We start from the raw sequence: 26,894 nt of genomic DNA on the forward strand, positions 1-26,894 counted from the left end.
TGTATGCCGATAATCCGTATACTGGCACCTTGGAATCAGATGAACAGGAGCGTGTCATTACACCGGACGGCGGAAAGGAGATTTATATGTTAGTAAAGACAAAAGCAAAGGTAGGGGTTTTCTCCATCGCATTGGGAGCGTATCTGCCCCAGTTCCCGCAGCTTGTACCGGAGTTCGAGAGCCAGTTTGAAGCTTTTAAGAAGACTCTTCCCGATACGGTAGAGGTGATTGACGGCGGCATGGTGACCACAAAGGAGCAGTCCCAGGCGGCAGGCGATTTGTTCCGGGCGGCAGACGTTGATCTGGTATTCCTGCAGCTTTTGACTTATGCCACATCCTACAATATGCTTCCCGCAGTAAAGGATCTGGACGTTCCAGTAGTCCTTGTGAACATTCAGAAGCTGAAAGCCCTTGACTATGATCACACGGATATTGCATCCTGGCTTGGAGAGGGCTATGCCTGCGGCGCCGTGGGTGAGATGGTAGCGGATCTTGAGAGATACGGAAAGAGACATGCCGTGATCACAGGCGTAGTAGAGGGCGGTGATCCGGGCGTGCAGGCAGAGATTGAGGACTGGTGCAAGGCAGCCCAGACCAGAAGACGCTTCCGTGACACCAATCTTGCACAGGTAGGAAGACCTTATCCGGGCATGATGGATCTTTACATAGACGAGTCCAATCTGTACAGAAGAATGCATCTTTACACCAAGCAGTTTGACTGGGAGAAGATGTGGGTAATCGCAGACAATATTACGGACGAGGAAGCGATCCGTGCAAAGGCCCAGGACATTCTGGATACCTTTGACATTGAGGGCGGCGGAACCATCGAGAAAGTATGGGATATGGCAAAATATGTAGTAGCTTTCGAGAAGTGGTGCGAGGATGAGAAGCTGGGACTTATCGCATCCCACTATGACGGCTTTGCAAAGGGTCAGGCAGGCGTTCTTGACAGTATGCTGATTCCGGCATTCTCCATGCTGATTAAGCAGGGCGTGGCCTGTGCGGTAGAGGGTGATATCAAGGTTGCCATGGCTATGAGCATCTTAAAGACCATCTCCGGAACGGGACAGCTTGCGGAGATGTATTCCATTGACTTTAATGATGATATTGCCATTATCGGCCACAGCGGATCCGGAGATGCGGATATCTCCGACAAGAAGCCGACCATGAAGATCGTGGAGGTATTCCACGGAAAGACAGGCGGCGGCTATCTGACACAGTTTTATCCATATACCGGCCCGGTTACCTATCTTGCAATTACCCAGGACGGAGACGGTCACTTTAAGTTTATTGCGGCAGAGGGCATTAACGAGGAGGGCAAGATCCTTTCTTTCGGCGATACCAACATGAGAACCCGCTTCACCTGCGGCGCAAGAGAGTTTGTGAACCGCTGGAGCGAGTGCGGACCGACCCACCATTTTGCGGCGGCTGCAGGCAGGCATATTGATACCATTTTGAAAGTTGCAAAAATCTTTAATGTACCGGTAGAGATTGTTACCAGATAAGGATAAAAGAAAGCTGCGGTGGGGCTGCCGGGAAATGGCTGATGGCTTATTTCCCAGCAGCCTCATATATATGTGTTGAAAATCTGAATCAGTAACGCTATATTAAGATAAGCCTGGTTTTGTGTAAATAGCACAAAAACCAGGTTTTGTTTTTTGTATCTGAATCGAGTTGCACAATTACAACTGAGATAAGTGAAATTAATTTCAAAAACCATGCAAATAATTGACGAAGTTTCATTTGTACCTTATGATGATCCTAACATGCATGGGACAAAAGAAATACTGAAAACAAAGGAAAGGGTTTACAGGGTACAAAAGAGTACTCTACACAAGAAAGTAGGGAAGAGATGAATATTATAACAAACATTTGGAACGTGATGTTCAATAATATCCTGTCGCAGCCGGCGATTTTTATCGGCCTTATCGTTGTTGTGGGATATATCCTGTTAAAGAGAAAATGGTACGAGGTTGCAGCCGGATTTATCAAAGCTGTGGTCGGATATCAGATCTTGCAGTTAGGCGCTTCTTCGCTGAAGAATACCGTAGACCCCCTGCTGAAAGGAATTCAGCTCAAATGGTCTGTGGAAGCGGTGGTCATTGATCCGAACTTTGGGCTGACGGCCGCAAACAGTGCTTTGGAGAGCATCGGCGTTACTACCTCATTTGCCATGATTACACTTCTGATTGCGTTTATCTGGAACATTGTGCTGGTATTTTTTCGCAAATACACCAAGGTGCGGACCCTGTTTACCACAGGCCACATTATGGTAAAGCAGTCCACCGTAGCCACCTGGATTATTTTCCTGCTGATTCCGGAGCTTCGGAATATGGTCGGAATCATATTGATTGGCCTTTTGTGCGGAACCTACTGGTCTGTATTTTCTAACCTGACCGTAGAAGCCACCCAGGAGCTGACGGAAGGTTCGGGCTTTGCGGTAGGCCATCAGCAGATGCTTGGCGTATGGTTTGCCTACCGGTTCGGCGGACTTTTTAAGGGGAAAGACAAAAAAGAAGAGAGTAAGGAATTAAAGCTTGGGGGCGCATTAAAGGTTCTGGATGACTATGTGGTATCCACTACGCTGATTATGCTGCTGTTCTTCGGTGTGATCATGGTTATCCTGGGACCGGAGATGATGAAAGAGGTGGATGCGGGCAATTTCGGAAGCCTTGCTTTTCCGGTATACATATTCCAGAGATGTACTTCCTTTGCCGTATCGTTGGTTGTATTAAAGACCGGCATCCGGATGTTTGTAGGAGAAATGGTAGAATCCTTTGAGGGAATTTCCGGTTCAATCCTGAAAGGCTCCCTCCCTGCGGTAGACTGTGCGGCGACATACTCCTTTGGAGATCCCAATGCGGTTACCTTAGGCTTCCTCTTCGGCGCCGTAGGCCAGATTATCGCCATTGCAGGTCTCTTGATCTTCAAGTCCCCGCTGATGATTATTCCGGGCTTTGTACCTTTGTTCTATGATAATGCCACCATTGGGCTTTACGCAAATATGAAAGGAGGCTTTAAGGCGTTGGTTGCCTGCTGCTTAGGATCCGGCCTTATTCAGATATTGGGAAGCGCCGCAGCCATAATGCTGTTTCAGATGGGACCCTTTGGCGGATACGTTGGAAACCTGGACTGGGCGACCCTGTGGCCGGCTATGGGAGCATTGATGAAGTATCTGACCGTTCCGGGAGCGGTGATCTGCATCATCGGAATGCTCGTGATACCTCAGATACAGTATCGAAAGAACAAAAAAGATTACTTTACTTTGGGCATGGAGGAATGAAAACAGTAACGCTTGAAAGGTGCACAGAAGAATTTACAGACACATGCATCTGCAGCTGGAAATTCTTCTAGGAGAAGGTGTACATTTCAAATGTTACGGAACTAAAACAGTAACACTTGAAAGGTGCACAGAAGAATTTACAGACGCATGTATCTGCGGCTGGAAATACTTCTAAGAAGAGGTGTATCTTTCAAGTGTTACGGAACTATAAATAAGAAAGGAAATTGAAAATTATGATTAAAGTATTAGTTGCATGCGGATGCGGAATGGGAAGCTCTCAGTTATTAAAGAAAAATTGCTCTACGGTATTAAAAAATCTCGGCATTGAACACACGATTCATCATACCAGCATTGACGAGGCAAAGTCCACGGCACATGATTACGATCTGATTGTAGTAGGAGAAAACTTTGTGAGCCATTTGAAAGTAAAGGACGACACAACCGTAATCGGCCTGAAAAACCTGATGAACAAAAAAGAATTGGAGACCAAGCTCAGAGAAAGCGGAATCGTAGAAAACTAAGAACGGGAATGGAGAAAGAACAATGAGACAGATGGATGAAGATGAGCTGGCAGTGATTGCAGAGGTGGCAAGAATGTACTACATAGAGGGAATGTCCCAGCTTGACATAGCCAACATGCTCTTTTTTTCCAAGGCAAAGGTGTCTCGGGCTCTTCGGATTGCACGGGAGGAGCACATTGTAGAATTTCAGATCAACTATCCCTTAAAACGCTCTCTTGCGCTGGAGGCAGAGCTCAGGCGCAGGTTCGGGCTAAAGGAAGCGTTGGTGGTTACGGATCTCTATGACAACCAGAACACGGATATTTCCATCAAACGAATCGGAGAGATGGCGGCAAGTTATCTGGATGAGATCTTGAAAGACGGAGATTCCATCGGCGTGTCCTGGGGAAGAACCATGTACCAGGCGGTACGGCAGCTTAAGCCCTCTTCCCCCAGGAGGATCCAGGTGCTTCAGCTTATGGGCAGCTGCATGGATGATTACAATCTGGACATTGATGTGACAACCCTGACGGAACGAATGGCTCAGGCCTTTCAGGGAACAGCGGTCCGGCTGTATGCGCCTATGCATGTAAAGAGTGACATTGTTAGAAAAGAACTTTTGCGGGAGCCTATTATCCGCAAAACCATGGATAAGATACACTCCGTGGACTATGCCCTGACAGGAATCGCCGATGTGTCTCTGGAGCGGCCAAGAAGCACTTGGGCAGGATATTTGACAGAGAATAAGAAACGGGAACTTATAAGAAAAGGTGCGGTTGGATATCTCTGCGGTTATTTTCTGGATAAAAACGGAAATAAGCTTTCGGATCCCATCAATGACAAAATTATCGGCATTTCCTTTGAGGATTTGAGAAAAATATCCCACGTGATTGCCGTAGCCGGAGGCATTGACAAAACCCAGGCTATTTATGCCGCATTGAAAGGAAATTTAATTCATTGCTTAATTACAGACAGCCGGATAGCGGAAAAGCTGCTGGCGATGAGGGACAGCTAAAAAAGAGGCTGTCCGGAGAGGAGAATATATGACAGAAAGGATTTCTTACAGCTTCAGTGAAAGTCTGCCTGCAAGACAGGCTCAGGCGGAAGCGTCCATGCTGGAGGAATTTGCAGCAGGCGCCTATACCCTGGAAAAGCCCTTTCTCAGAGTGAATCCTTATTTGATAAATCCGCTGTCAGCGGTCGTGGCCTTTCGTACGGAAGAGGAAACGGCAGTGACAGTTACCATATTCGGAAAAGAAGAACGGGGAACCATTGTACACACTTTCCCAAAGGCGAAGGAGCATATGCTTCCGATTCTCGGCCTTTACGGGGACTATGACAATCAGGTGGAGCTGCGGCTTTATGGGGGACGAGCCCATACCCTTACCATTCGGACAAAGCCCCTGGATCCGCAGGTCCCGGCCCTGCTTTCCATGAAGACGGAGCCGGAATACACAGGGCAGGACTTAATCTTTGTGACCCCATCCCTCAATGCGTGCGCAACGGCCTTTGACTATAAGGGCGACGTGCGCTGGCATCTGACCGTCCCTGTTGTCTTTGAAATGGCACAGCTGCGCAACGGAAATTTCCTCATAGGAACCGAGCGTGTGATGCAGATGCCTTACTATATGTCAGGTCTTTATGAGATGACCATGATGGGGAAAATTGTGAAAGAATATGCAATTCCCGGGGGCTACCATCACGATCAGTGCGAGATGGAGGACGGAAATATTCTAGTACTCACAGAGGATCCCGGCTATGAGACGGTGGAGGATGTCATTGTGCTTCTGGATCGGGAAACCGGAGAGATAAAAAGAACCTGGGATCTAAAGGACTGCCTTGTTCCGGGGGAGGGCCCCTCCGGCGGCTATACGCCTAAGGACTGGTTCCACAACAACGCCCTCTGGTATGATAAGCATACCAATTCCATTACCCTTTCCGGCAGGCATGTGGATGCCATCATTAACATAGACTATGACACCGGAAAATTAAATTGGATTCTGGGCGATCCGGAAACCTGGCCGGAGGATAAGCAGAAATACTTCTTTACCATAAAAGGAGAGGGCGATTTTGACTGGCCCTACGAGCAGCACGGATGCATGGTTACGCCAAACGGCGGAATCATGTGCTTTGACAACGGACATTACCGTTCCAAGCTTCGTGAGAAGTTCCTCCTTAACAGAGACAGCTTTTCCAGAGGCGTGCTCTACCAGATTGACCGGGAGGCCATGACCATTGAGCAGCGTTGGCAGTACGGCAAGGAGCGGGGAGAGGAATTCTTTTCCTCCTATATCGGAAATGTGGAATGGTATGGGGAAGACCATTACCTGGTTCACTCCGGGGGAATTCAGTATTATGGGGAGCATGCTTCTGAGAAGCCGGCAGCCCTGCTTAAAGGGGATCCCAATGTTCGTGCGGAGAGCATTACGGTGGAGGTGCTTCGTGGAAAGGTCATTATGGAGATGAAGATAGAGGGGAACTTTTACCGGGGAAAGAAGATGTCCCTTTATCATGAACAGGATAACCTGCCCCTTGGAAAGGGAATTTGCGTGGGGCAGATGGGCATAACACCGGAATTTGACACTCTGATTCCCATGGAAGCCTGCGGGGAGCTGCTGCCCTACCGCTATGAGGCCGGCCTTACGGAGGAAGCGGATCGGTTTGTGTTCAAAGCCATTTTCGAGGGCGGACAGCTTGTAATGCTGATGCTGGAAAATGAAAAAGAGGAGCACGGATACTTTATTTCCACTTCCAAAAACAAGTTTAACGCCCTGTGCTGCGGCACATTTATTGAGAAAGATCCCAGAAATATTACCTTAAATGTGAACAAAGCAGGACTTTCCGGCGTCTTCGATGTGCGGGTAATTGTAGATGACAAAAAGTATGAGACAGGCATCCGAATCACCTGCTGATTACAGGAGGGATAAGTGAAAATGGCAGATTATGATTTGATTATTATAGGCAGCGGCCCGGCGGGGATGACGGCGGCCATCTATGGAGCCAGAGCCAATCTGTCCGTTCTGATGCTGGACAGGCTGGCGCCCGGCGGAAAGATCATCAACACCAGCGAAATTCAGAATTATACGGGAATGGGGACTGTGGAGGGTGCGGATCTGGCCATCCGCATGTTCCGGCATACTCAGGAGTTAAATGTGGAGTTTGATTACAGGACCGTTCTTAAGGTGCAGGACAAGGGAAAGGAAAAGCTTGTCGTTTGTCAGGAGGAAGATAAAACCTACACGGCTTATGGGGTAATATTAAGCACCGGAACCAGTCCCAGAATGCTGGAAGCAGCAGGGGAAGAGCGCTATGTGGGAAACGGCATAAGCTGGTGCGCAATCTGTGACGGGGCAGGGTGCCGGGATAAGGATGTAGTGGTAATCGGCGGCGGAAATTCCGCTGTGGAGGAAGCTTCCTATCTGGCCGGATTTGCAAAATCCGTAACCGTAGTGGTGCGCTCTAAGCTGTCTGCGGATCCAATAGCTTGTGACAAGCTTCTTGGTCAGGAGAATGTGAAGCTTTATTCCGGACATGATGTGCTGGAATTCTGCGGTGAGAAAAAATTAGAGAGCGTCAGCCTGCGATCCAAAGAGACGGGAGAGGTATTTTCCGTAAGCTGCCAGCAGGTTTTTGAGTATATTGGACAGATTCCGGCCACGGATTGTTTTCAGGAGCTGGGGGTGTTAAATGCGGGAGGATATGTGGAGGCAAACAACCGGATGGAGACGGCAGTGCCGGGAATCTTCGGAGCCGGGGACTGCATTGCCAAGGAACTGCGGCAGGTTGTTACTGCCTGTGCGGACGGGGCAATTGCGGCCCAGAGTGCGGCCCATTATATACAGAATTTAAAATGAAAATAGGAGATGGATTTATGTTGAGAGAAGTAATGGAAGAAGAATTTCGCCGGTCCGTAAAAGAGGGACTCGTACTTGCGGACTTTTATTCCGCCACCTGCGGACCCTGTAAGATGCTTTCCTTTGTGCTGGCGGATGTGGAAAAGGCCTGCGGGGACAAGGTGAATATTATGAAAGTCGATTTTGATAAAAACAAAGTTCTCGTAGAAGAGTATGGAGTATCCGGATATCCCACCTTGATTTTTATGAAAGACGGGGAGGAATTAAAGCGGCTGACAGGTCTTCAGCAGAAGCCGGCTATTATCAAAATGATTGAGGAAGCGTTATAAGGATATATCAAAAAAGGGACCGGTGCGGTTGTGCGTCGGTCCCTGACACTAAACCTTAGCCATTATTCCTCAGCAGTCTCTTCCTCAGCAGCTTTTTCTTCCTCATTCTCTGCTTCCTCAGCCGTGTCTTCCACAGGGCTTAAAGACACATAGCCTCTTTCCGATGCTTCTGCTTCTTCCAGGTCATCATCCAGATCGTCGTCCAAATCATCATCAAAGGGATCGGCTGCAAAGAACTTCTTGTAAGCAAAGATACCTCCGGCGATGGTTCCGCAGACCAGTGCGGCAGAGCCTAAAAATTTAAAAAATTTCTTCATATCAGGTAAAACTCCTTTCTTTTACTTTTTAAATGTTCTTTTGGCTTTCCCTAACGCATACCCCTTTTGGATGGGCAGACTTCGTCAGGCAAGGTATACACAGGAAACATTTTCTCTATTGTAATACGAAACAAGCAAAAAGAAAAGCAAAAAAATTGAAAAATTTTATTGTCAAGGGAAAAAATATATATTACTCTATATAGAGATAAACGAATGCAAAGTCTGGAAAAAATTTTCCGGATTTATCTACATGACACAGTAAATGGGTCGGAAAGAGGAAAAGATGAAAAACAGAGTTTCAAACGTAATATGGGGTCTGATTTTGATTCTCATCGGAATCGGATATGCAGGAGGAAATCTTGGTTTCTGGGACTTTCATATATTCTTTAAGGGCTGGTGGACTTTATTTATTCTGGTGCCCTGTGTGATCAATCTGATACAGCATGGGCCCAACGGCGGCAATATAGCTGGTCTGTGCGTGGGAATAGCCCTTCTTCTTACTGCTCAGGGATTTTTGGAAATTTCCCTGATTCGCAAGCTTTTGGTTCCGGCTATTTTGATTCTTATCGGTCTTAGCATTATGCTCAGCAATACAAAGCGGAGAATTGTCGATCAGCAGGGGAATCAGATTCCCTTTGAAAAGACCGGGAGGGGCGGCTCTGATGTGTCAGGGGTTTTTGACGGAAGAAAGGTTCAGTATGACGGACTGCTCTTTGAGGGAGCTACGGCCAGTGCGGTATTCGGCGGCGTGGAGATGGATCTGAGGATGGCGAGGATTGAGAGAGACGTGCGGATTGACGCAACGGCAATCTTCGGAGGCATCGAGATCTATGTGCCCGCTAACGTAGTAGTGAAGGTTATGTCAACTCCGGTGCTGGGCGGCGTGTCCAACAAGGCCATGGCTCCTACGGAGGTTCCCTGCCATACCTTATATATCAACGCAACCTGTGTATTCGGAGGAGTAGATATAAAATGAAAAAGAAGCTGATTTTAGCCTCTGCCTCTCCCAGAAGAAAGGAGCTTCTGGAGCAGATGGGACTTGTGTTTCGTGTATGTCCTGCCTGCGGGGAGGAGGAAAGCGTTCACCGGGATCCGGAGAAAATGGTGCTTGAGCTGGCTCTAAAAAAAGCCCGGGAGGTTGCTCAAAAGACAAAAGAAGATGCGCTGATAATCGGATCGGATACGGTGGTTGCTTTTCAGGGAGAGATTTTGGGAAAGCCTGCGGACGAGGAAGATGCCATTCGGATGCTGAAAGGTCTTCAGGGCGCCTCCCATATGGTATATACGGGCGTTGCCGTGGTAGATGCCCGGACAGGAAAGGTGCTTCTGAACTTTGCGGATGGAACGGAGGTTTCCATGTATCCTATGACAGAAGAATGGATTCGCAGGTATGTCAAGACGGGGGAGCCTATGGACAAGGCAGGAGCTTATGCCATACAGGGCGGCTGTTCCTTGTGGATTCGGGGAATCAGGGGAGCCTACTCTACCGTAGTGGGATTTCCTGCTGCCCGGTTTTATCAGGAAATGCTGGGGATTGGAATTGATTTGTTGAAATGAGAAAGGACGGATAAGGATGTATCGAGCCTGTATTTTTGATTTGGACGGGACACTGTGCGACAGTGTGGAGTCCATTGCTTACTGCGCCAATCATGCCCTTCGGGATCTTGGAATGAAGGAGGCATCCTTAGAAGACTATAAGATCTTTGTAGGGGACGGAGTGGATATGCTGGTTCGCCGGCTTTTGCGCTTTAACGGTGAGGAGTCAGACAGGCAGTTTGACGTATTGAAGGAAAAGTATATGGGGTATTTTCTGGATGGATGTATGTACCATGTGGTGCCCTATCCGGGAATACCGGAGGCCCTAAGAGAGCTGAAAGGGCTGGGGGCAAAGCTTGGGGTAATCTCCAATAAGCCTCATGCCAATACCCTGAATGTGATTGAGCAGGTGTTCGGGGAGGGTGTTTTCGACTGGGTGCAGGGGCAGACCAAGGATATGCCCAGAAAACCGGATCCGGCCGGGGCCTTGTATACGGCCAAAAAGCTTAAAGTTTTGCCAGGGGAGTGTCTCTACGTGGGAGATACGGACACGGATATGAGAACCGGAACCGCAGCCGGGATGCATACGGTGGGAGTTCTGTGGGGCTTTCGGGACAGAAAAGAGCTGGAGGAAACAGGAGCTAAAGAGATAATCGCCGAAGCCGGGATGCTGCCTGGGATTTATGCTGATACACAATTATTCCCTGACGGACGAACAGGAGAAAGAGGAGCATTATGATTAAATTAGTTGCAAGCGACATTGACGGTACATTGCTTCCGGAGGGGACCGATCAGATTAATCCGGAGATGTTTGAGGTGATTCGAAAGCTGAAGGAGAAGGATATTCTCTTTGCAGCAGCCAGCGGAAGGCATTATTCCGGCATGTCCCGACTTTTTGAACCTGTGAAAAAAGATATGATTTTCATTACGGAAAACGGAGCTTATGTAAACTGTCGCGGATATACCATGCTGGATCAGACGCTGGACTGGAAGGATGTGCAGGACTGGGTACATGAGGTGCGCAAGATTCCGGGAGCCAGCTTTACCATGGATACGAAGGAGGGATTCTATACGGAGAGCCGGGATCCGGAATTTCTGGATCTGGTGCTGAAGGGGTATAAGAGCGCTATGTCTGTGGAGGAAGATGTGCTGACACAAAAGAGAGAAGTCAACAAGGTAGCTCTTTATCACAAGACAGACATTCAAAAGATTGCAGCAGAGATGACCCCACGGTGGAACGGACGCATGCACTGTACATTGTCGGGTGAAATCTGGCTTGATTTTCTGAACAAGGAGTCCAACAAGGGCAATGCCATCCGGGGCATTCAGAAGATCCTGGGAATCCGCCCGGAGGAAACCATGGTATTCGGCGATAATTTCAATGATATCGAGATGTTTCACAGCGCAGGAGAGAGCTATGCGGTGGGCAATGCGGCGGAGGCGGTAAAGCGTGAAGCAAAATATGTGGCGGATACCAATGTAAATGACGGGGTGCTTAAGGTTCTTAGAACCTTATTATAAAATTAAGATCAGGAGGATTGCTGTATGAACGAGTATTCGGAAGAATGTCTGGAGATTTTTTTGAGAAAGCAGGGCCGGCTTTTTGATGAGCCGGTGGCAGAAACTCTTGAGGAGGCAGAGGAATTTCTGGAGGACTGCATGGCAGTGGTGGTAAATTCTCTCAAAGAGGTTCAGGAGTATTTTGAGGAGAGCGGCATGGATGTATCCGGCTTGTCCTATGAGGAGCTGGAGGAGATGTCGGAGGTGTTCCCCATAGGCGATGGAGCCTACCTGATTGTAGAGGCATAGTATGAGGAAAAAACTAAAAAGAGGATTGATTGCGTGCCTGTGTGCCTGCCTGTTAGCAGGCGGTGCCACAGGCTGTAGTCGTTTTGAGAATACAGAAATTGTGCTGACCACCGGCCTTACGGAAAATCAGCTTTTTAAGGTCGGAAGCAGCGTATGCACACTGCCGGAGGCAATGATCTATGTGATGGATTACCAGAGACAGTATGAGAGCGTCTATGGGGTAGAGATGTGGGAGCATGATTTCGGCGGCATTACTTTGGAGGAATATGTAAAAAATATCATTGTGTCCCAGCTGGCGGCCATGAAGGCTGTGACCCTTCTGGCTAAGGATTATGAGATTGACCTGACAGAGTCAGAGACGGAAAATGTGAAAAAGGCGGCAAAGGAATATTATTCGTCTATGGGCAGTGATGCGGTGAAATATATGGGACTTGCCCAGGAGGATGTGGAGAACCTTTATCGGGATCATGTATTGTCCAGGAAGGTTTACCATGAGATTACAAAGAATGTGAATACAGAGGTCAGTGACGATGAGGCACGGATTATTACGGTTCAGCAGATTAAGATGGATTCCGTGGAAAGTGCAAAAAAAATTTTGGAGGATTTAGCGGAGGGGAAGGAATTTATGACACTGGCATCTGCTTATAGTCAGGACAGCCAGATTACTTACACCTTTGGGCGAGGAGAAAAGTCTTCCGTTTATGAGGAGGCTGCCTTTGCTTTGGAAAATGACGGGGTCAGCGATATCATAGAGGAAGAGGATGGGTATTATATTCTTAAATGTGTGAATAATTTTGATCGGGAAGCTACGGAGGCTAATAAGATTACTATGGTGGAACGCCGCAGGGATGAGATCTTTAGTGAGGTTTATGAGGATTTGGTGGCAAATACGCCTTCGGAGTTCAATACACGCATTTGGGAGCAGATACATTTTGAGGATTGGAAACGGGAGATTCCGGAGAGTTTTTTGGAGGTTTATAGTAGGTATTTTGAGGAGGAGTAGGGGGTGGACGAGGAACTGCAGCAAAATACGCCGGCTTTTCCATATCCGTGTTCGGACGGTTCACGTACACTCTGTCTGCTCTGAGCGGACATTACCCGGAAGTTTTTTACAGTATTAAGATGGTGAGGGTAATATCCGCTCAGAGCAGACAGAGCGTTCGTGAACAGCCGGACACTTGATATTGGAAAAGCCGGCGTATTTTGCTGCAGTTCCTCTGTCTTTGGGGGTGGCAGTATCTTTTTTTGTTATAGCAGTTCTTTCATGCAGGCTAATAGTGCGTCGTTTTGGGCGGGGGTCATGAAGCAGAAGCGGATGTAGCGGTTGTCTAAGAAGGGGAAGGTGGAGCAGTTGCGTATCATCATTTTTTGGCGGATGGCGTGTTCGAATAGGGCTTCTGCGGTAACGCCTTCTTTTTCTATACGGACTAGGACGAAGTTGGCAAAGGAGTCGTATACTTTTAGGGTTCCCCAGGTTTTGAGTTCCTGGCAAAGTCTTGTCCGCTCTTTGGCGGTCAGTTCCCGGGTTTGAGTGATATAGTTTTTGTCTGAGAACATCAGTTCTCCGGCTGCGGCGGCCAGACTGTTGATGGTCCAGGGGTTTTTTCTGGAATTCAGTCCCTTCATTAGATCTTCGTTTCCGGTTATTGCATATCCCAGACGCAGGCCGGGGGAGGCGAAGAATTTGGACACGCCCCGTAAAATGATCAGGTTGTTGTAATAGCGTGTAAGGGGAACAGCGGTTATGGCTGCATAATCTGGGGCAAATTCTACATAGGTTTCGTCTATCATTACATAGATATCGCAGCGTTTGCAGGTATCCAGGATCTGCCGCATGGTTTGCTGGGGAATGGCAGAGGAGGTGGGGTTGTTGGGATTGCAGATTACCAGCAGGTTGAGGCTTTCATTTAGCTGTGCCTGGAAATCTTCTGCATCCAGGACGAATCCATTTTCTTCCTTAAGGGGATAATAAAGGGAGGTTCCGCCTCCTAAGGAGATTTCACGTTCATATTCTGAGTAGGTGGGGCCTAAGATGAGGGCCTTTTTTGGATGCTCAAGCTGGATAAAGAGGGAGATTAATTCTGTAGAGCCGTTGCCCACCAGAATGTGCTCCAAGGGAGCGCCGGTGTAAGCCCCAATCTGCCGCCGCAGGGCCGTGTATTCCCGATCCGGGTAGGAGGTAATGCAGTCAATGCGGTCAAGGAGAGCCTGCCGCATGAGGGGGGAGATGCCCAAGGGATTTACATTGGCGCTGAAGCTTACAATATCTTCCTTTTTGATGCCATATACCTGCTCTATTTTTTCCAGGTCACTGCCATGAAAATGATCTACATGTTTTAACATTGGAAAACCTCTTTTCTTGTACTTTATTTTAAATAATGTTATACTATAACTAACCATGCGGAGTGTAAAATGAATGGCGTTTTCTACCATTATAATGCTATTTTAAAAAAATGCAATGGATAACATTGTTTCCCTTTTGGCAGAAATTGCTGATGAATCTGCAAAATGGAATAAGAAAGGACAAAAGAGATATGAGGGCGAAGATTGAGCGGATAGCAGCAGGGAAATTTGAATATGAGAAGTGTCCTGTGATTCTGTCGGAGCCCTATATTCAGTTCCGCTGCAATCCCGGAGGCCGTCATGAGGGAAGCTTTACCCTTTCCTGCAGGCGCTCCATTAAGGGAATTGTCTATGCATCTTCCAGTCGGATGTATTTGGAGCACCCAAGCTTTCACAGCCGCAACGTACGGATTGTCTATGTGTTTGACAGTCGGGGCATGTGGGGCGGAGAGGAAGTGGAGGGCGAGTTCTGCATTGTTACGGAGGCGGGGGAATATACCCTTTCTTACCGGATCCAGGTGGATGAGCACCGGGATCCGGAGGAGGACAGCTATGCTTATTTTATCTCTGCGGATCCGATTGAACCTCTTCCGGAGAAGATAGAGCGGCAATCGGATACGGTTTTGGAGATTATTGATGATTTTAAGGAAGAGGCGATGACGCCGGATGAGGCTGTGCGCCTTACGGAGCTGATTTTAAAGAGCCGCCAGCCTACAGACAGTCAGCTTGCCAGGCTGAAGACGGCATATCATAAATACGGAGGACAGGAGATGCTGAGCGGCATCTGCTCCATTCTCATTAAATGCGGACGCACCGATGAGGAAAGCTTTTTCTGGTATCAGAGGGGCGTGCGGATGGAGCTTAAGATTACCAATCTGTTTGAGTATTTTATAATGTCTGTGCCTGAGAATTATCAGGAGCAGCTTCCAAGGAACCTGCTCTTGTATTTTCAGATGGAGAATACCCTGAATAATAAGCAGAAGGCATTTCTCTATGCAAATATTATCCGGTATCAGGACAGGACTTCGGATATTTACCGTCAGTATGAACGGGAGATCCAGTCCTTTATGCTGGAGCAGCTTTTGGGTCGAAAGCTCAGTGAGGATCTGGCTCTGATCTATGAGCGGTTTCTGGTGGAGGAACTTTTGACGATTGATTTTGCGGAGGCTTTGGCGGATATTATGTTTCTCCGTCAACTTACCTGTACAGATCCAAGGATTCGCCAGGTACAGGTGCTCTATGAACCTCTTAGGCAGCGGATTACAGTGCCCTTAATCGGTGGAAAGGCACTGGTGCCTGTCTACACGCCGGGGGCTGTGATTCTTCTGGTGGATGAACAGGGAAATTGTTATACTTCCAGTGTGCCTTACAGTATGCAGCGGCTTATTAAGGAGCAGCAGTATGTGGAGCGGTGCAGAGAGCTTCTTCGATATCATCAGGGTTTGTATCTGCATCTTTGTGACGGGACCTCCCGTTATCATGTAATTACCAGAGAAAATGTGGAGAATTATAAGCGGATTCTCAAGATTAGCGGCCTGACAGCCCGGTACAAGCAGGAGGTTCGTCAGGAGATTCTTCAATATTACTATGCCAACCACGAACTGGAGGAGCTGGATCGGGAATTTTTTGTTACAGAGACTACATATATGATGCCTAAGGATCGGGCCAGATTTACAGAGATCCTGATCTTAAGGGGGCTCTATGAGGAAGCTTGGGACATGGTAAAAAAGCATGGCTATTCCATGGTTCGGGTCAATCTGCTGATTAAGTTGGCTGCATGGGCGATTCGGGAGCTGGAGTATGAGGAAGATGAATTTCTTTTGAAGCTCTGCCTCTTTATCTTTCAGAGCCATAAGTACAATGAGAGTATTTTGGAATATTTGGCCGGCTATTACTATGGTTCCTGTGAGATGATGGAGTCTATCTGGAAGGCGGGGGCGGAATTTGAGCTGAATGTGTTTGATTTGGAAGAGCGGCTGTTAAGTCAGATGCTTTTTACCGGGAAGTTTTTGGATTCGGCCTTTGCTGTCTTTCAGGATTATCACCGGCTGGGAGGAAAGGGAATTGTCAGCAGGGCTTATTTGACTTGGCTGGCTTATGAGGATTTTGTACTGGGGGAAAAGATACCAAAGAAAACCTATGATTACATTGAACAGGGCATTGTCTGGGAGGAAAATCTGGCAGATGTATGCGGTCTGGCTTACCTTAAGTATTTGTCCGGACAGGCCCAGTTATCGGAGCATCAGCGGATTCGAGCAGAACGAATGACTATGGAATACATACAGCGGCGGCTGCGCTTTGGATTTATGAAGGAGCTGCTTGCTCAGGTCGGAAAGCCGCAGCTTTTGGAGGACAAGACCTTTGTGGAGTACCGGACGAATCCCAATCATAAGGTGGTGATTCACTATGTAGTCGAGACACCAAGGGAGAGGCAGTGCAGTTATGTGGCGGAACGGCTTTACCCTACGGAGGTTGGAGTCTTTGTAAAGGAGTTTACGCTTTTTTTTGGAGAGCGTCTGACCTGGTTTGTGACGGAAACCATGGAGGACGGAACGGAAAGCTCCACGCCGGATCACAGTCTTGTGGAGAACCGGGAGGAAGAGCTTGTGACCGGAACTAAGTATGCGGCTCTCTATGAGATGGCCCGCACTCTGGAAGAACGGGATATGCGGCTTCTGGAGCAGCAGATGGAGCAGTACGGACGCAGGCAGTTTTTGGTGGAGCGATTCTTTTCATTGAAATAAAACAGTATCATGCAAAACTATAATAGGAGGACGAGATGGGTCAGTTTGCGGCAGGCTTTGACTTGGGAAATGATTATTCACAGATATGCTGCTGGAATGCAGATTCCGGCGGTCCGGTATCCATATCCGTTGTGCCGGGAGCAGAAAAGTACCGGATTCCCACCGAGAGTCTGGAATTGTTTTTGAAAAAGGCTCTGCGGCTTTTGAAGCCATACGGCAGAATTCATGAGGCTATGGCAGTCGTTTTTTCTGTGGACACTCTGGAAGAAGGACTTGTGGAGCGGATTAAGCAGGCGGCTATGCGGACTATGGGTGTTCCGGAGAGCCGAATTTATGTACAGACTCGTCAGGAGAGTTTCTGCGCCTATGTGCTGAATCAGCCAAAGGAGATCTGGCGCCATCAGGCAGTGCTTTTTGACTATGAGGGGGAGGAGCTTCAGGGAATGGTGCTGAATGTGAATCCCCGGACGACACCGTTTTTGGCAAGGGTAGAGCGAGAAGAGGGTTGGAGCCGTCCCATTTCGGGGCTGCAGCAGACGAATAAGAATGAAGTCTTTCAGGAGTTGATACGAGAGATTTTTTCCGGCCGCCCGGTTTCGACGGTTTATCTGGTAGGAGACGGGTTTGAGGAAAACTGGTATGAGGATTCCCTGAAGCTTCTCTGCAATGGACGGAGAGTGTTTGCGGGCAATAACCTCTATGCAAAGGGCGCCTGCTATCGGGCCATGCGTGCGGCAAGTCGGAACGAGGCTGCATCCTATGTGTTTTTGGGAGCAGACAAGATCTCTTATAATGTGTGCCTCCGCACACCGGGTATAGGGAAGAACAGCATGTACACGCTTCTGAATGCAGGGGAGAGCTGGTATGAAGCCAAGGCCGGCTGTGAAGTGCTTCTCTATGATGAGCCGGTGGTGGAATTCTATTTTCAGCCCATGCAGGGACCGGAGGGACTGAAGGAGAGCCTGCTTCTGGAAGGATTGCCGGATCGCCCCTCCCGGGCATCCCGCCTTCGGATTGAGGTGGAATTTGTCAGCGTGGAACGCCTGCAGATCACAGTCCGTGATATGGGCTTTGGAGAATTGTTTCCTTCATCCGACTTGTGCTGGGCGGAGGAAGTAGATTTATCTTAGAAAGGAACTTAAAACAGCAGTATCTCGTGTAACGCCAGAAGAATTTTTGGATGCATGCATTTGCAGCCGGAAATTCTTCTAAGAAAGGGGTGTTGTTAGAGATACTGCGGAAGTTAAATAGAGGTAGTAACATGGGAGCAGTACTGATATGCAGCCAGGAACAGGCGAAAACCCCTTACTATATTGAAAGTATGGGAATCCGGCTTTACTCTATGGAGGAGTTGGCCTATTTCCTGTACCAGAATATTTATCTGGTGGACAAGCAGATGCTTGGTGTGCGGCTCTGGGACTGGATCCGCACAGAGATTGGAAACGGAGAGCTGGCGGAGCGTCTGAAGAAGGGCGCAGAGGCGGGAAGCAGCTTGCAGAATATGGTTCTTACAATTCTTCGGAATGTGGACTACTACACGCCGGAGGAACTGGAGCAGCTGTCTTCCAAAATGAAGATTTTAAACACCTATCAGGAACAGGAGCGTTTGAAGCTTCGTGCAGATGAATACTTTATCAATGGAAATTATCAGGCTGCGGTGTATGAGTATGAGAAGATTCTGAATATCCGTCAGAGCGAGCGCTTGGGAGTAGATTTTTATGCCCATGTGTGGAACAACCTGGGCGTGTGCTGTTGCAGGCTGTTTCTCTTTGGCCGGGCGGCGAAGGCTTTTCGAACCTCCTACCAGTATCGAAAGGATCCGGAGGTGTTAAAGGAATATGTGTGCGCCATGCGTCTGGGACTTTCGGAGGAAGATTTCGATGAGGCTATGGGGCTTCAGAACATTCGGGGGGAGCAGCTTAAGTCTCTGACAGAAGAATATGACCGTCTGATGGAAGAATCATCAGAGCATCTTAAGGTGCCGCAGGATCTGCCGGGACGGCTTTATGAGCTGGAGAGAGAGTACTATCGGAATACGCGGTATGCATGAAAGACAGAAATGTGACAAATAAATTCTGGAGGGAAAGAATATGAGGACGGAGTAGAAGAAATTAGAGATAATGTATCCGAGAACTTTCCGGTATTCTGCAAATTATCAGGCTCTTGCATACAAAGGGATGTTGTTCTTCAATCTGCCGGAGGGCATAAATTCCATGCATGAGCTGGAGCAGATGGGCGGTATGGGGGATACTGCAGCTTGAAAGCATTCGGATCTATGCAGGAGAGGCGGCAGGGGAAGCTGGATCGGAGGAGTGATTCAGATCCCCATTTCTTCAATAATGGTCTTCAAATGCTGCCAGTCGGCGATCATCTCTTTTAAACGTATCTGCCCCTGTTCCGTAATGCGGTAATACTTCCGGGTGGGGCCGCCGCTTGTAGTTCCCGTAAAAGTTGTTGCGGCCCCATCCTTATGAAGCCGGCGCAGGATGGCATAGAAAGCGCTCTCGCCCACTTCCGGGAAATAAACATGCATCCGCTGAATTATATCATAGCCATAGAGGGCTTCTGCGGCTATGCACTGGAGTATACACATTTCTAGGATTCCTTTTTTTATTTGTGTGTCCATAAGCTTACTCCTTTGTCTGGAATTTATGAATTTTGCCTGGTTTTAAAAGAAAAGCGAACAAAAGAGCAAGAAGCAGTCCGATGCCATACCAGCAGAGAGGCAGCAGAAATTCCCGGTGAACAATCTCTAGGTTATGAAAATCCAGATCCATGCGGTGAAGAATAGAACGTGTATCTAAAAGAAAAAATATGGTGCCCAGAATGTGGACAACTCCAGGGTAGTACCGGATGGAGCGAGTCCGTATCTGGAACAATGTCCAAATGAGCAGAAGGACAAGAAGAAATACAAGTGAACACAAAACTGTATTTATCACAGGCCCTATGCGCCATACGCCTATGGCAGTCGGAATAGATTCCGGCGGTTGAACCAGAAGCTTCTGCATGGCGTACTCGGTCAAAGATGTAAGAACCAGAGGCAAAAGCTGCAGAAGCCAAAAGCTTCGTCTAAGCAAATAAGCTCCCAATTGCTGTTCCAGAACGGCTCTGGCTCTGCCGTGAAGCAGGGCAAATAAGGACAGGGAAAGGATTCCCATAAGAGGAACATAGCAGGGAAGCGATTGATAGCATAGATATAGAGTGAACAGTAAAACTGCGCCCCATCCTCCGGTCCACAAAAGGAAAAAGCGTCTGCCTTTTGGCATTTCATTAAGAAGTTCCTTGAGGATGCCTGTTGGGTTTTTTAACTCCTGCAAAAGCCCTTCCGCTGAGGTTCCCCGTTCTCTTCCAAGGGACAGATATTCCTGGTAGTCCGCCAGAATCTCCTGAACCTGCGAGAGAGGAAAAAATTGCAGAAGGTGTGCTCCCAGGCGGTTTAGACAGAGGGTTTCGGAAATGATATTTGAAGATTGAGGTTCTGTTTTACTCATAAGTGTCCTCCCTTTTTGTTGGTTGTTGATTCTAAACTAGTGTTTATTAAACAGTAGTTTAGAATTACTATACTCCCAAGTATGATTTATGTCAATAGCGGAAAAGAAAAAAGCTGGGCAATTGACTTTTTTTACCCTTTATGGCATGCTTATGCACAGCAAAATATAAAATACATTTTGGATAAGGACGGATACCTATGAAAAATCAATACAATAGAACAATAGCTGCCTGCTTTACAGGATATATCGTTCAGGCGGTTGTAAATAATTTTGCGCCCCTTTTATTTTTGACCTTCCAGCGCACCTATGGGATTCCGCTGTCTCAGATTACCATGCTGGTGACTGTTAATTTCGGAGTGCAGCTTTTAGTAGATATTTTGTCTGTTGGATTTGTGGATAAGATTGGGTATCGGGCGTCAATGGTGATGGCTCATGCTTTTGGGGCAGTCGGACTAATATCGCTTCCTTTGCTTCCGGAGCTGTTCACCCATCCCTTTGCCGGAATCCTGGCAGCTGTCGTTCTTTATGCCATAGGCGGGGGACTTTTAGAGGTGCTGGTAAGTCCGGTGGTGGAAGCCTGCCCTTCCGATAATAAAGAGAAGGCTATGAGCATGCTCCATTCCTTTTACTGCTGGGGCCATGTGGGAGTAGTGGCGTTTTCCGCCCTGTTTTTTCAAATCTTTGGGATAGACAACTGGAAAGTCATAGCATTTATATGGGCCCTGATTCCCCTGTGCAATGGAGCAGTATTCATAAAAGTGCCGATTCCCTCTCTGATGAAGGAGGGGGAGAAAGGCCTTGACATAAGAGAACTTTTTTCCACAAAGATATTTCTGGTATTATTCATTATGATGGTATGCGCAGGTGCAAGCGAGCAGTCTGTGAGCCAGTGGGCTTCAACCTTTGCGGAAAAAGGTCTGGGCATTTCAAAGACAGCTGGTGATTTGGCAGGCCCTATGTCATTCGCAATACTGATGGGGCTTTCACGGGCATTTTATGGGAAATATGGAGACAAGATCAATCTGGATCGGTTTATGATCTACAGCAGCGCACTATGCATTGCGTCCTATCTGTGTATTTCTCTGGTACCGATGCCGCAGATTAGCCTGATGGCCTGTGCTGTCTGCGGACTTTCTGTGGGGATTATGTGGCCGGGAACCTTTAGCCGTGCATCCGCATCTATTCCCCGGGGAGGCACGGCTATGTTTGCTCTGCTGGCATTAGGCGGAGATCTGGGCTGCTCAGGAGGTCCTACACTGGTTGGAAGCATATCAGGAAGCTTTGGGGAAAATTTAAGACTTGGGATTTTGGCAGGTACTGCTTTTCCGGTACTGCTTTTGGCGGGGATATTGCTTTGCAGCCAGTGCAGTTCACGCTCTTAAAAACAGGTGCCCATCAGAAAATGTGAAAGCGGCGATGGATGCAGCGCTGAGGGATTAGGGGTAACAGAAATTTTTAAGTGGAAAAGGGCTGCTCTTCTGTATGAGTTAGAAGAGCAGCCCTTTCATTTTTTATACCTGTGACATACGAAGCCCTTGCAAAAGAACCATAGGCTTAGCCTCTTCAATCAATGCTTCTATGGGCGGAATTTCCCCTTCCACATTATCCAAAAGCCAATCCATAGTAATAATTTCCTCAGGAGAAAGGCTTTGTCCGGTCTGACTTCGCAAGGTACCATCCTGAGAATAGAGGTCGCCAAAGAATGGATTAAAGCCGGAATCAGAAAACTCCCGTTTGATGAGATCGAGAAGCCATCCGGAACCAGCAGGAAGCTCTTTGGAACAGATTACATCAATCATGCCGGAAGAAATGCCCCACCAGTAATGGACAGCCTTCGTCTGAGCCTCTTTTTTCTTCCAGGAACTATTTAAAATTTCCCGAACAATGCGTTCGTAGAACTTTCCCCAATGCCAGATAGGAGAAGCTACGTTTATCATGTGCCCGTTCCGGATGTCGTATAGTCCGAATTTTCGGGAAGCATATTTGGGAGTAATCAAATCCTGGCCGGATATATAGGAGATATTTTTGGCCCGGAAGATCTCATCCGGATTCCTCTCCTTGACAGTAGACCATTCCAGGTGGATTTTTGCTTCCGGATTGGTCATTTTTACACCCAGAGCAAAGGCATTGATGTTGGCTGTCATACCATAGATGGGATAATCGGCCAGATAGCCTACATGGGGAGTATCTGTCAGAATACCGGCTAAAGCTCCTGTCAGGAATTTTGCTTCATAGAGACGGCCATAATAAGTCCGCAGATGTCCGCTGTAGGTGTGAAGAGAGCAGTTTAAAAGCTTTACCTCCGGATAGTGGATGGCGGCTTTGATGCTTGCTCCCAGGAGTTTCGGGGTAGTGGTAAAGATAACCTTACACCCTTTGACAACTGCTTCCTCTATAGCTTTCAATCCCAATTCTTCTGAGTTGATATTGTCATAGCACAGAGTTTCCGCCTGAGCGCCGAACACTTGGTTCAGATGCTGCCGGCCCAGTTCATGTCCGTAAGTCCAGCTTGAGGTTTCCGCTGTTTTATCGTGGAGAAATGCAATTTTTAAGGGAGCAGGAGCAACTGGAATCAGACGGCTGATTACAGGCTTTCCGGTCTCGGCATCAGGCTGCATACTAAACTCCAAAGGTACTTTGCCAGGATAAAGCTGAAAATCTTTCCAGAGCTTGGTTATTTCACTTCGGATCTGGCTGTGAGATTTATCCCACAGGTTTTCATATCCATAGAATTCCAGATAGAGAAGGAAAGCATCGCCGGAGGTAAGAGACAGCTTTCGTCCTCCTTTTTCTTCAAATACATCTGTAAAATGAATATAAGCAGAATGAAAATCCAGCTTTTCATCATCACTCCAGACATGATCCGATTGTTTTCCCATAAGCTTTAAGAGCTTCGGAAAGCTTCCTTCCTGACTGAACCAGAGATAGTTGATGGCAGTCAGCTTGTAGAAGTCCAGGAATTCATAGTAGATACAAACTTCTTTGGAATCATTTTTTTCAGGAAGAATTCGAGTTACCTGTCCGCTAACGCTGACAGCGCCGGAATATTTCAGGACACTGACACGTTTGTTTCCTTCGATGACGTAGAAACGATTCATAAATTCACAGGCTTTAATGGGATCCCGAATTCCTTCTTCCAGGTGGGAGTGGTAGAGTGAGCTCCATTTGGATGCAAATTCGGAATCTTCAGGTAGAAGAGGCATAAAGTTGCCGGCAAATGCCTGAGTTCTTCCGGCAGTTTTTGTACCTGCAATTTGATCCAGAGGAATTTCCACCAAGCCCAGATCCACCTCTGAGCTGGTTTTGGTAAAGGAGAGGATTTCATCCAATACCTGCAGATAGGGATAGCTGCCCTTTAGCAGAGAAGTCCGGTATGCTTTTTGCGCTAATTTTCTTGCTTTTGCGTATTCTTCCATATTATTTAAGATTCTCCTTTCCTTATCTATGGGGTATTTCGAGGAAATTCAAAAACAGTCCGTTCATAAGCGTTGATCACTGTAGTATTTTGATAAGTGCAGGTTCGAGGAACACGATAATTGTAGGACAAATGCACATGTCCATGAACGAAATAGGAGGGGGAATAACGCTCCATAAGTCCTAAAAACCCCTGAAATCCCTGATGGGGCAGATTTTCCTCATCATTGAGATGATATGCAGGGGCATGAGCCAGCAGAATATCAAATCCTTTGTGACGCTTCAGAGAGTACCACAGACGCCGGATGCGGGCATTCATCTGCCTTTGCGTATACTGGTGAGGACCGTCCTTATAGCGCATGGAACCGCCAAGGCCCAGAATGCGGATACCCTCATGTACATAGATTTGATCCTCCACACAAATGCAGCCATAAGGAGGAGAAACCTCATATACGGCATCGTGATTCCCATGAACATACAACACGGGTCCTTTAAAAAAGGTGGCCAGAAAGGAGAGATAGAGAGGGCTGAGATCGCCGCAGGAGAGGATAAGATCAATCTTCGAGAGCTTCTCCTTACTGAAATCATCCCATAGATATTTGGATTCCGTGTCTGAAATTGCTAAAATTTTCATAGAGCTTCTTCCTTTGTCCAAGGGATTAAAAACAGAGCTGCGCAAGACAAGCCCCTGGCCTTTCATACTTTAGAAATTTTATTGGAAAAGCCTATTATCTTACCTTGCGACAGCCCTGTTCCCTAAGAGTTCTTCTATTAACCGCTGCTGCTTAATTCCTGAACAGTAACTATTAACCTTTCCCGAATTTCCATCCGGATTTTGGAAGGCTATTTTGATCATGAGTACTGAAGTATCGGCTTACCGTGACTGCTTCGCAATCAGCTTGCGGATTTTCTCGGTAGGCGTATTAATGCTGTCTGCGGAAAAATCATGATTCAAAGTATCAATGATTCTCGCTAAAAATTTTGTCATATCTGCCTCAGTGTAATAAGGCTTGGAAAGAAGCTCCGGAGAGCGGTAATTCAGATTCGTAGTCACAATACGGGTAATAAACCCTTTTTCATAATAATCATCGAATTTTTCAAAACCATCCGTAAACAAACCGAAGGTACAGCACACGTACACATGCTCTGCCCCCCGTTCTTTCATCTGCTTTGCCACATCCAGCATACTTCCGCCGGAGGAAATCATATCATCAATAATGATAACATCCTTGCCGACAAGGGAATCGCCCAAGAACTCATGTGCCACAATGGGATTCTTGCCATTGATAATCGTGGAGTAGTCCCGGCGTTTGTAGAACATCCCCAGATCAATCCCCAGTACATTGGAAAAGTAAACGGCACGCTCCATGGCACCTTCATCGGGGGCAATAATCATCAGATGCTCATTGTCAACCTTTAATTCCGGCTCCGTGCGAAGAAGTGCCTTGATAAACTGGTAAGGCGGCTGGAAATTGTCAAAGCCATTTAAGGGAATCGCATTCTGTACTCTTGGATCGTGGGCATCAAAGGTAATGATATTATTCACACCCATATTGCGCAGCTCCTGAAGAGCGATAGCGCAGTCTAAGGATTCCCGGTTGCTGCGTTTGTGCTGACGGCCTTCATAGAGGAAGGGGACTACCACATTGATCCGGTGAGCTTTCCCGGTAGCGGCGGAAATCATACGCTTTAAATCCTGGTAGTGATCATCCGGTGACATGTGGTTCTCGTGGCCGCAGACCTTATAGGTGATGCTGTAATTGCATACATCCACCATGATAAAAAGGTCGCTTCCCCGGACAGACTCTTCATAGCGCCCCTTGGCTTCGCCTGTTCCGAAACGAGGGCAGGAGCATTTGACCAGATAAGAATCTTGGGCATATTCCTGAAAATAGATATTATCCCGATGCTGCTTGTTGGCTGTTCTACGGAACTTTACCAGATGCTTGTTCACCTTTTTTGCAAAATCTATGCAGCTGTCCAAAGCTGCAATTTTCAAAGGGGCTACTGGTAAAATATTATCAAACTGATTGGTTTCCGACATATTGATCCTCCGAATAGGGGGTATCCGACTGGCACGATATCCCGGCTGATATAATTGTGTAAAATATTCTAATAATTTTATAACATCTTTCAGGGGGGAACGTCAAGATAATCAGAAAATTTTTACGGCAAAACACAATTGATTCGGTGAAATGGAAATGATATACTGCTTGTAGATGAAAGGAAACGGAGGAGGTTTCGAAACGATATTCCTGACAAGATTAACATGGTATTCGGATACCGGACAAGCATGTCTATGAAAAATAAGAATACTTTGGAAATTGCACATAAGTATTGCTAAAAGCTGCGGCATGAGAGGAAAGCGGAATTATGGATTACAATTCGAATATTAAGTATATCATACGACAGATGCACCGGGAAGAATATCCATTGCTAAATGACTTCCTGTACGAAGCAATTTATATTTCGGACGGAATGGAACCGCCGCCCAAAAGGATCAGAAATACTCCGGAATTACAAGAATATGTTGTTGATTTTGGAACAAGGGAGCATGACAAGGCTTTTGCTGCGGAGATCGAGGGAATGATTGCGGGCGGTGCCTGGGTGCGGATTATGCATGATTACGGACATATTGATGACGACGCGCATTCCATTGCAATAGCGGTACGCAAAGCATACAGAGGCTTGGGAATCGGGACGACAATGCTGAAAGAATTGTTTGAATCATGAAAAAGAATGCGGAAAAAACAAATGTTATGAGAATACTGGAACAAAAGAAAATAAATTATGTAAGCCATTGCTACGCAGATACCGGGGTCATTAGCGGCATTGAGGTTGCCGCCGTTCTTAAGCAGGATCCGAACCAGGTGTTTAAAACGCTGGTGACTATTGGAAGTTCCAATAACAATTATGTGTTCTTAGTTCCTGTTCAAAAAGAGCTGAACTTAAAAAAGGCGGCGAAATCCGTAGGTGAAAAAAGTATCGGCATGCTTAAATCAAAGGATTTACTGCCACTCACAGGATACATTCATGGCGGCTGTTCGCCCATTGGAATGAAAAAGCAGTTTCGAACAGTCATTGATGCATCAGCAAAGAACCTTGACACCATTATTTTCAGCGGAGGAAAGATAGGCTATCAGGTGGAAATGTCTTTGGATGAGCTTAAAAAGGCTTTAAGATTTGAAGTGGAAGACATTGTTGAGACTACCTAGTCGGATGAGGTACTTAAGCTTTAGATGAGTGAGTATTTTAGAGATTCTTGCAGTAAAGG

At 47.2% G+C, this 26,894-nt stretch carries 27 protein-coding genes; 20 read left to right on the forward strand and 7 right to left on the reverse strand.

Going from position 1 to position 26,894, the window contains the following annotated elements; translation table 11 throughout:
• Positions 1 to 86 precede the first annotated feature (86 nt).
• From VSQ61_RS12135 to VSQ61_RS12165, 7 genes are all read left to right on the forward strand, one after another.
• Entirely contained in the window at positions 87 to 1,505 is a 1,419-nt protein-coding gene (locus tag VSQ61_RS12135) for an arabinose isomerase (RefSeq protein WP_334344691.1), read from the forward strand.
• A gap of 347 nt (positions 1,506 to 1,852) precedes the next feature.
• Entirely contained in the window at positions 1,853 to 3,283 is a 1,431-nt protein-coding gene (locus VSQ61_RS12140; protein ID WP_334344692.1) for a PTS sugar transporter subunit IIC, read from the forward strand.
• 233 nt (positions 3,284 to 3,516) lie between these two features.
• On the forward strand, positions 3,517 to 3,804 hold the full coding sequence (locus tag VSQ61_RS12145) for a PTS sugar transporter subunit IIB (protein WP_334344693.1): 288 nt from the start codon (positions 3,517 to 3,519) through the stop codon (positions 3,802 to 3,804).
• Positions 3,805 to 3,826: 22 nt separating this feature from the next.
• Complete coding sequence (locus tag VSQ61_RS12150) at positions 3,827 to 4,798, forward strand: sugar-binding transcriptional regulator (RefSeq protein WP_334344694.1); 972 nt, start codon at positions 3,827 to 3,829, stop codon at positions 4,796 to 4,798.
• Between the two features lie 28 nt (positions 4,799 to 4,826).
• Positions 4,827 to 6,695, forward strand: coding sequence for an aryl-sulfate sulfotransferase (locus VSQ61_RS12155; RefSeq protein WP_334344695.1), 1,869 nt, complete (start codon positions 4,827 to 4,829; stop codon positions 6,693 to 6,695).
• 21 nt (positions 6,696 to 6,716) lie between these two features.
• Entirely contained in the window at positions 6,717 to 7,637 is a 921-nt protein-coding gene (locus tag VSQ61_RS12160) for an NAD(P)/FAD-dependent oxidoreductase (RefSeq protein WP_334344696.1), read from the forward strand.
• A 17-nt stretch (positions 7,638 to 7,654) separates the two neighbouring features.
• Entirely contained in the window at positions 7,655 to 7,966 is a 312-nt protein-coding gene (locus tag VSQ61_RS12165; protein WP_334344697.1) for a thioredoxin family protein, read from the forward strand.
• A gap of 62 nt (positions 7,967 to 8,028) precedes the next feature.
• Here VSQ61_RS12165 and VSQ61_RS12170 read toward each other — a convergent pair whose 3' ends face one another.
• Positions 8,029 to 8,283, reverse strand: a complete 255-nt coding sequence (locus tag VSQ61_RS12170; RefSeq protein WP_334344698.1) for a hypothetical protein — start codon at positions 8,281 to 8,283, stop codon at positions 8,029 to 8,031.
• 283 nt (positions 8,284 to 8,566) lie between these two features.
• Here VSQ61_RS12170 and VSQ61_RS12175 point away from each other — a divergent pair, with 283 nt between their 5' ends.
• From VSQ61_RS12175 to VSQ61_RS12200, 6 genes are read left to right on the forward strand one after another with little or no spacing between them, the layout of a single operon-like run.
• On the forward strand, positions 8,567 to 9,259 hold the full coding sequence (locus tag VSQ61_RS12175) for a LiaF transmembrane domain-containing protein (protein ID WP_334344699.1): 693 nt from the start codon (positions 8,567 to 8,569) through the stop codon (positions 9,257 to 9,259).
• On the forward strand, positions 9,256 to 9,840 hold the full coding sequence (locus tag VSQ61_RS12180; RefSeq protein WP_334344700.1) for a Maf family protein: 585 nt from the start codon (positions 9,256 to 9,258) through the stop codon (positions 9,838 to 9,840). Before VSQ61_RS12175 ends, VSQ61_RS12180 begins: the two co-directional genes overlap by 4 nt.
• Before the next feature lie 16 nt (positions 9,841 to 9,856).
• Positions 9,857 to 10,558: an HAD family hydrolase gene (locus VSQ61_RS12185; RefSeq protein ID WP_334344701.1), complete on the forward strand. Its 702-nt coding sequence runs from the start codon at positions 9,857 to 9,859 to the stop codon at positions 10,556 to 10,558.
• Entirely contained in the window at positions 10,555 to 11,340 is a 786-nt protein-coding gene (locus tag VSQ61_RS12190; protein WP_334344702.1) for an HAD family hydrolase, read from the forward strand. The genes VSQ61_RS12185 and VSQ61_RS12190 overlap by 4 nt, the downstream gene beginning before the upstream one ends.
• 24 nt (positions 11,341 to 11,364) lie before the next feature.
• Entirely contained in the window at positions 11,365 to 11,628 is a 264-nt protein-coding gene (locus VSQ61_RS12195; RefSeq protein WP_334344703.1) for a glyoxalase, read from the forward strand.
• Between the two features lies 1 nt (position 11,629).
• Entirely contained in the window at positions 11,630 to 12,631 is a 1,002-nt protein-coding gene (locus VSQ61_RS12200; RefSeq protein WP_334344704.1) for a peptidylprolyl isomerase, read from the forward strand.
• 245 nt (positions 12,632 to 12,876) lie between these two features.
• Here VSQ61_RS12200 and VSQ61_RS12205 read toward each other — a convergent pair whose 3' ends face one another.
• The gene (locus VSQ61_RS12205) at positions 12,877 to 13,971 is read right to left on the reverse strand and encodes a pyridoxal phosphate-dependent aminotransferase (protein ID WP_334344705.1); all 1,095 of its coding nucleotides are present in this window, start codon (positions 13,969 to 13,971) and stop codon (positions 12,877 to 12,879) included.
• Positions 13,972 to 14,162: 191 nt separating this feature from the next.
• Between VSQ61_RS12205 and VSQ61_RS12210 the strand changes: the two genes are divergently transcribed.
• The 4 genes from VSQ61_RS12210 (at position 14,163) to VSQ61_RS12225 (ending at position 18,976) form a co-directional block, all read left to right on the forward strand.
• Complete coding sequence (locus VSQ61_RS12210; protein WP_334344706.1) at positions 14,163 to 16,715, forward strand: DUF5717 family protein; 2,553 nt, start codon at positions 14,163 to 14,165, stop codon at positions 16,713 to 16,715.
• A gap of 35 nt (positions 16,716 to 16,750) precedes the next feature.
• Entirely contained in the window at positions 16,751 to 17,845 is a 1,095-nt protein-coding gene (locus VSQ61_RS12215) for a DUF5716 family protein (RefSeq protein ID WP_334344707.1), read from the forward strand.
• A gap of 131 nt (positions 17,846 to 17,976) precedes the next feature.
• Positions 17,977 to 18,765, forward strand: a complete 789-nt coding sequence (locus VSQ61_RS12220) for a hypothetical protein (protein ID WP_334344708.1) — start codon at positions 17,977 to 17,979, stop codon at positions 18,763 to 18,765.
• A gap of 70 nt (positions 18,766 to 18,835) precedes the next feature.
• Positions 18,836 to 18,976, forward strand: coding sequence for a hypothetical protein (locus tag VSQ61_RS12225; protein ID WP_334344709.1), 141 nt, complete (start codon positions 18,836 to 18,838; stop codon positions 18,974 to 18,976).
• Between the two features lie 56 nt (positions 18,977 to 19,032).
• On the opposite strand, the gene VSQ61_RS12230 is transcribed toward VSQ61_RS12225, so the two are convergent.
• Both VSQ61_RS12230 and VSQ61_RS12235 read right to left on the reverse strand, forming a co-directional pair.
• Positions 19,033 to 19,341 (reverse strand): PadR family transcriptional regulator, encoded by a 309-nt coding sequence (locus VSQ61_RS12230; RefSeq protein WP_334344710.1) that lies wholly within the window; start codon positions 19,339 to 19,341, stop codon positions 19,033 to 19,035.
• 4 nt (positions 19,342 to 19,345) lie between these two features.
• Positions 19,346 to 20,206, reverse strand: coding sequence for a DUF1700 domain-containing protein (locus VSQ61_RS12235; RefSeq protein WP_334344711.1), 861 nt, complete (start codon positions 20,204 to 20,206; stop codon positions 19,346 to 19,348).
• A gap of 197 nt (positions 20,207 to 20,403) precedes the next feature.
• Between VSQ61_RS12235 and VSQ61_RS12240 the strand changes: the two genes are divergently transcribed.
• Entirely contained in the window at positions 20,404 to 21,588 is a 1,185-nt protein-coding gene (locus tag VSQ61_RS12240) for an MFS transporter (RefSeq protein WP_334344712.1), read from the forward strand.
• 129 nt (positions 21,589 to 21,717) lie between these two features.
• Here VSQ61_RS12240 and VSQ61_RS12245 read toward each other — a convergent pair whose 3' ends face one another.
• The 3 genes from VSQ61_RS12245 to VSQ61_RS12255 all read right to left on the reverse strand — a co-directional run bounded on the left by VSQ61_RS12245 (position 21,718) and on the right by VSQ61_RS12255 (position 25,664).
• The gene (locus VSQ61_RS12245; protein WP_334344713.1) at positions 21,718 to 23,622 is read right to left on the reverse strand and encodes a BMP family ABC transporter substrate-binding protein; all 1,905 of its coding nucleotides are present in this window, start codon (positions 23,620 to 23,622) and stop codon (positions 21,718 to 21,720) included.
• 26 nt (positions 23,623 to 23,648) lie between these two features.
• Entirely contained in the window at positions 23,649 to 24,254 is a 606-nt protein-coding gene (locus VSQ61_RS12250; RefSeq protein WP_334344714.1) for a metallophosphoesterase family protein, read from the reverse strand.
• 240 nt (positions 24,255 to 24,494) lie between these two features.
• A complete protein-coding gene (locus VSQ61_RS12255; RefSeq protein ID WP_334344715.1) occupies positions 24,495 to 25,664 on the reverse strand; it encodes a ribose-phosphate pyrophosphokinase in 1,170 nt (389 codons plus the stop codon).
• Between the two features lie 329 nt (positions 25,665 to 25,993).
• Between VSQ61_RS12255 and VSQ61_RS12265 the strand changes: the two genes are divergently transcribed.
• Both VSQ61_RS12265 and ybaK read left to right on the forward strand, forming a co-directional pair.
• Entirely contained in the window at positions 25,994 to 26,353 is a 360-nt protein-coding gene (locus tag VSQ61_RS12265; protein ID WP_334344716.1) for a GNAT family N-acetyltransferase, read from the forward strand.
• Complete coding sequence (gene ybaK, locus VSQ61_RS12270; protein WP_334344717.1) at positions 26,350 to 26,835, forward strand: Cys-tRNA(Pro) deacylase; 486 nt, start codon at positions 26,350 to 26,352, stop codon at positions 26,833 to 26,835. The genes VSQ61_RS12265 and ybaK overlap by 4 nt, the downstream gene beginning before the upstream one ends.
• The last annotated feature ends 59 nt before the right edge of the window (positions 26,836 to 26,894 follow it).

The sequence above is a fragment of the Candidatus Merdisoma sp. JLR.KK006 genome (genome assembly GCF_036941035.1).
In the GTDB taxonomy this organism is placed as follows: domain Bacteria; phylum Bacillota; class Clostridia; order Lachnospirales; family Lachnospiraceae; genus Laedolimicola.